General features: G+C 45.0%; 4 protein-coding genes. All 4 read right to left on the bottom strand.

Annotated features, from left to right (window positions below):
* Positions 1-110: 110 nt before the first annotated feature.
* Entirely contained in the window at positions 111-650 is a 540-nt protein-coding gene (locus AC805_RS02020; RefSeq protein WP_055073875.1) for a Uma2 family endonuclease, read from the bottom strand.
* A 187-nt stretch (positions 651-837) separates the two neighbouring features.
* Complete coding sequence (locus tag AC805_RS02015; protein ID WP_055073874.1) at positions 838-2,046, bottom strand: acetate/propionate family kinase; 1,209 nt, start codon at positions 2,044-2,046, stop codon at positions 838-840.
* 48 nt (positions 2,047-2,094) lie between these two features.
* Positions 2,095-2,733: a histidine phosphatase family protein gene (locus tag AC805_RS02010; protein ID WP_055073873.1), complete on the bottom strand. Its 639-nt coding sequence runs from the start codon at positions 2,731-2,733 to the stop codon at positions 2,095-2,097.
* A gap of 164 nt (positions 2,734-2,897) precedes the next feature.
* Positions 2,898-5,354, bottom strand: a complete 2,457-nt coding sequence (locus AC805_RS02005; RefSeq protein ID WP_055073876.1) for a phosphoketolase family protein — start codon at positions 5,352-5,354, stop codon at positions 2,898-2,900.
* Positions 5,355-5,819 lie beyond the last annotated feature (465 nt).

Raw genomic sequence — 5,819 nt, 5'->3', positions numbered from 1 at the left:
AATTCACTGAAGTGAGCCAACACTTCAGTGAATTACAAACCAAACCTAGCAAGGGTTTGAAAAACTAAAAATTGCGTAGCCATTTTTAGTTTTGGTATTAGACAACTTATTTATCGTTTTAAGTGACTAAAAAGCTGATTTGGAGTTAGTGGTAATGTCAGTCCATCTAAACAAGTTAACTGATCGTTACCGCTAACAATTTGAAGGGGGCGATCTGGGAGAAAGATCATAATTACTTCTTCTTGGCTGTCAATTAGCCAACCAAGCTTTGCTCCTTCAGTCAAACAATCTTGAATTTTAGCGATTAGTTTTGTTGTGCTTTGATCGGTTGAGAGAATTTCAATTAGCCAGTCGGGAGCGCCCTGAATTGCCGAATTATCCAAAGGTATACGGCTTTTATGGATAATAGTTACATCTGGAACAATAGAGTTTTTGCTCAAGACACAGCGCAGTTCTGGAAAAGCTTCGTATTCGCTATTAGTATTATCGATCGCTCTGACTAAATACTTCTGCAAAAGGCTATGGTAAAAAGTAGGCATTGGCTTTTGCAATACTCGACCGTTCAGAAATTCCCAAGCTGGGGATTCTTCAATGTTGGGAAGTTGAGAAAAATCATCTAGGGTGACTGGATGAAAGGCTGCGAGAACCATAAGCCACGTAGTCTCAAAACTAACATATCAAAACTGGCATAACAATCTCAAATTTATCACATATAGCTACCGCCAGTCTTGTTAGGACAAAATTAAACTCCCAAAGAGGGTTGCCGTGCTCCACGCGGCAACCCTCTTTGGGAGTTCGTTGCTATGTTTAGTTTAAAGGTGTTGCAAAGCTACACCTTTAAACTAAGCTCCAACATTCACGGGCAATTTCCCAATCTTCTTGGGTGTGAATTACTAAAACTCTGACCGCCGAATCAGATGCAGCAATATCGACATCAAGCAATTTTTGATTATTTTTATCTAAATCCAGTTTCAATCCCAAAAATTCAAATCCCGCACAGGCTGATTCCCTAACGATCGCAGCATTCTCGCCAACGCCTGCGGTAAAGACTAGTACATCTAAGCCCCCAAGACTAGCAACCATCGAGCCAATATGCGATCGCAAACTATGCACATACACATCCAAGGCTAGCTGTGCTTGCCGATCGCCCTCCGCGATCGCCTGAAGAACCAGACGCAGATCCGCCGAAATTTCCGAAATACCTAGTAATCCAGATTCGCGATTGAGGATGCGATCGAGTTTATCTACATCCATATCGGGCTGATGTAATAAATGAAGCAGAATCCCCGCATCAATGGAACCCGAACGACTACCCATCACCAGCCCCTCGAGGGGAGTAAATCCCATCGTCGTATCAATACTCTCACCGTGATGGATCGCGGCGAGGGAACAACCATTTCCCAAATGACAGGTAATCAATCGCAAATCTTTAACCTGACGATTGAGAATTTGAGCGGTGCGATCGCGGCAGTACTGATGGCTAATCCCGTGAAAGCCATAGCGCCTTATTCCTTGCTCGGTATACTTAGTGGGAATCGCGTAAGTATAGACCGCAGGAGCTAAATGAGCATGAAAAGCGGTGTCGAAGACCGCCACTTGGGGCTTGTTCTTAAATAATTTTTCGGTGGCGATAATTCCTTCGAGATTGGCGGGATTGTGAACTGGGGCAAAGATAGCTAATCGCGCGATCGCTTCTTTGACCTGATCGTTAATCATCGTACTTTGGCGATATTCTGCTCCTCCATGAACGATACGATGTCCGATGATATCTACTTCTAGAGGGCTATTGAGAACGGATACTTCCCCACTCCAAAGGGTTTCCAGCATATGTTCGATAATCTCAGGACGAGAAGTTGCTGAGATTTCCTCTTCTAAAACTTTGCCATATTGGGGCTTAACCTTAATTTCGGCAAAACCCTCATGGTGCGTCCAGTCGATGCTCGCTTCCCAAATTGGCTTAGGCGGTGAGTTGGGCAATCCATCGGGAAGATCGTATAGGCAACTTTTTTGGCTGCTTGAGCCTGCATTGAGAACTAAGATTTTCATTGCTTATTATGGAAATATTCTTATGGAAATATTCTTATGGAAATATTCTTAAGTACCCGACAACGATCGCAGTTCAGCATCCATAAAGCTGCGATCGCCCAGTACCTTTAGCATGGGACCTAACGCACCAAACTGAACCACACTGAGGGATGCGGCTGGCACATCAATGCGATCGCGATATCTTCCCAAATCGATCCCCAATAGGTTACAAAGGATTACCCGAATCGTTGCCTTGTGCGAAACCACTAATACATTGCCCGATGGATAGATCTCTTGAATCTCAGCAACTACTAACGAAGCTCGACTCGCCAGTTGCACTGCGGTTTCGCCACCCGTGGGCGGATTCCATGCAGGTTCGCTTAACCAGCGTAGATAGTCGTCCTTGTAATTCTCCCTCACAAATTCATTACTCAGTCCTTCCCATTTGCCATAACGTAATTCCTTTAGCCCTTCCCGAAACTGCATTTCTGCACCGATCGCTTCGCATAAAGGTTTAGCTGTGGCGATCGTCCGTTTCATCGGACTGACAAATACTGCATCCCAAGCGATCGCCTGATGAGCCTTACCAAAGGCGATCGCCATTTTTACGCCATTATCAGTTAGATCGGGATCGAGCTCGCCACAATAGCCTCCAGTAATACTATAGGTGGTTTCACCGTGACGGAGTAGATATAAATTTAAGCTCATAATTGTTTCTAATTAAACAGCAAGTAATACCAAATCACAAAATGGCGTAGCCATTTTGTGATTTTAAAACCCTTACTGGGTTTAGTTTTCAATTCCCAAAAGTGTAGCCACACTTTTGGGAATTGGTATAACTAAAAAAGCCTTGCTTTGCAAGGCTTTTTTAGTTAGTGGGGATAGCGCCAGTTCACAATTTCAGGTTTATCGATGCCATTCTCATAGGCATATTGACGGCATTCGATCTGTTGATTGCGAAGAGATTCCTTCGCATGAGCGCCAATAACCTGAAGTTTCGGTACGCGGTCAATCACATCGATCGCGAGGCTAAAGCGATCGACTTGGTTGTTGATGGCGAGTTCCAATGGCGTATTGATATTGCCCTTCTCTTTATAGCCACGCACATGCAAGTTTTTGTGGTTGGTGCGGCGATAGGCGAGGCGATGAATTAACCAAGGATAGCCGTGGAAGTTGAAAATAATCGGTTTATCAGTGGTAAAGAGAGAATCAAAATCGCGATCGCTCAAACCATGCGGATGTTCGGTATCGGGCTGAAGCTTGAACAAATCCACGACATTAATAAAGCGAATCTTCAATTCGGGGAAATGCTCCCAGAGCAATGTTGTCGCAGCTAAAGCCTCAAGGGTGAGGATGTCACCACAACCGACCATCACCACATCGGGCTCAACACCTTGATCGTTGCTTGCCCAGTCCCAAATGCCTAAGCCCTTGGTACAGTGCTTAATCGCCTCGTCCATATCCATAAATTGCAAATGCATTTGCTTATCGCAGACGATCACATTCACATAGTCGGTACTGCGCAAGCAGTGATCGGAGACCGATAGCAAACTATTGACATCGGGCGGCAAGTAGATGCGCGTTACTTCCGCACTCTTGTTAACGACCACATCTAAAAATCCAGGGTCTTGATGGGTAAAGCCATTGTGATCTTGCCGCCATACCGTAGAAGTGATCAAGAGGTTGAGCGATGAAATGGGTGATCGCCAAGGAATCTCTTGGCTAATTTCCAGCCATTTGCAATGCTGATTGATCATGGAGTCGATCACATGGACGAAAGACTCATAGGTAGAAAAGAATCCATGTCTACCCGTCAGCAAATAACCCTCTAGCCATCCCTCTAGGGTATGCTCGCTGAGGATTTCCATCACGCGCCCATCAGCAGCAAGCTCACCCCCATCGGCATCCTCAGGCAGGTATTCCGCAATCCAGAACTTTTTACTTACTTCGTAAACTGCTTGCAGCTTATTGGATGTATTCTCATCGGGACCAAAGACACGGAAATTGTCCATGTTTTGACGCATCACATCACGTAAAAACACACCTAAGGGTTTGGTGTTTTCCACTTCGATTTGTCCTGCGCGATCGATTTGTACGCCGTAATTACGAAAATCAGGCATTCTCAAAGCGCGGCGCAATAGTCCACCATTTGCGATCGGATTGGCACTCATGCGGCGATTGCCCGTCGGTGCAAGATCCTTTAATTCGGGAATTAACTTACCCGCAGGATCGAACAATTCTTGCGGTTTATAGCTTTGCATCCAATCTGCCAACATTTGTAAATGTTCGGGATTGTTATGCATTCCTGAAAGTGGAACTTGGTGCGCCCGCCAAAAACCTTCCACCTTATGTCCATCTACTTTTGTGGGTCCCGTCCAACCCTTAGGCGTGCGCAATACGATCATTGGAAACTTGGCTCTTGTGGGCGTACCCGTAGATCTGGCTTCCTGTTGAATCCGTCTAATCTCGTTTAGGCAATGCTCTAGGGTAGCGGCGATCGCTTGATGCATCGATTCGGGTTCGGAACCTTCCACAAAGTAAGGTTGATAGCCATAACCCACAAATAGACTTTCTAGTTCTTCGTGGCTAATTCGCGATAGGACGGTGGGATTATTAATCTTATATCCATTTAAGTGCAGAATGGGCAATACAGCACCATCTCGAATGGGATTGATAAATTTGTTAGAATGCCAGGCCGTCGCGAGGGGACCAGTTTCCGATTCACCATCGCCAACCATCACCACTGAAATCAGATCGGGATTGTCAAATACCGTTCCGTAAGCATGGGAAACGCTGTAACCGAGTTCGCCGCCCTCATGGATCGATCCTGGAGTCTCAGGTGTACAGTGACTACCAATCCCTCCTGGAAAGGAAAACTGCTTGAAGAAGTGCCTCATGCCTTCTTCGTCCTCGCTGATATTGTGATAGATCTCCGAGTAAGTTCCTTCTAAATAGACAGGGCCTAAAATTCCAGGTGCGCCATGTCCAGGACCTGCTAAAAAGATGGCATTGAGATCGTATTTTTTAATGAGACGATTCATATGCGTATAGACAAAACTCATGCCAGGACTCGATCCCCAATGCCCTAGCAAGCGATTTTTGATATGTTCTGGCTTTAGGGGCTCGCGCAAAAGCGGATTTTCGCGTAGATAGATCATCCCGATCGCTAGATAGTTGCAAGCCCGCCAGTAGGCATCTATTTTCCGAAGTTCTTCTGTACTGAGAGGATTTCCGACAACGGTCGAACGCGCCTTACCATAGCAGCTAATATTCGCGTTATTGATAGTAGAAGAGTCTGTGTCAGTTATTTTGAGAGGAGTTGATACCATAAGATTACGATTTGTTCCTGTCGCTAATTTGATTGAGCCTTCTGACTTCACAACTTTAACCGACATTCCCAAAATCCTTGGTGATTTGCATATCTCCTTTAGATTTGTGTGCTGGGATCGCTTATATCTAGGAATAGGGTTTAGTTGGTTTAGATTAGATCTATTGCGCCACTGAGCTTATAAACCCAAAGACCTGTAGCGTGCGCTACAGGTCTTTGGGTTTTATATTTAATTGCGCCTAGCTACTTATCAGGGGAATATCGATTGTGGCATTCATTACTTTTGCTCTGTAATTGCCCAGCAATTACAGAGCAATTACCGAGCAATTACTAGACAAGCCCAAATTTTGTTGTCAAAAAAAGTTAACATTAACTTAATAATTCGCTAGCTCTAGGCAAAAGATCCTACTAAGTAAGTAGGATTAATTAAATATAAAACCCCAAAACCTGCGGCGCACGCGCAGCG

This window comes from Pseudanabaena sp. 'Roaring Creek' (assembly GCF_001402795.1).
GTDB lineage: Bacteria > Cyanobacteriota > Cyanobacteriia > Pseudanabaenales > Pseudanabaenaceae > Pseudanabaena.
The sequence above is the reverse complement of the archived record's forward strand: the minus strand, read 5'-3'. Positions and strand labels throughout refer to the sequence as shown.

What these genes read in the sequence shown, in the direction of transcription:
- AC805_RS02015 (WP_055073874.1), bottom strand. Translation starts at nt 2,046, where the DNA reads ATGAAAATCTTAGTTCTCAATGCAGGCTCAAGCAGCCAAAAAAGTTGC.
- AC805_RS02010 (WP_055073873.1), bottom strand. Translation starts at nt 2,733, where the DNA reads ATGAGCTTAAATTTATATCTACTCCGTCACGGTGAAACCACCTATAGT.
- AC805_RS02020 (WP_055073875.1), bottom strand. Translation starts at nt 650, where the DNA reads ATGGTTCTCGCAGCCTTTCATCCAGTCACCCTAGATGATTTTTCTCAA.
- AC805_RS02005 (WP_055073876.1), bottom strand. Translation starts at nt 5,354, where the DNA reads ATGGTATCAACTCCTCTCAAAATAACTGACACAGACTCTTCTACTATC.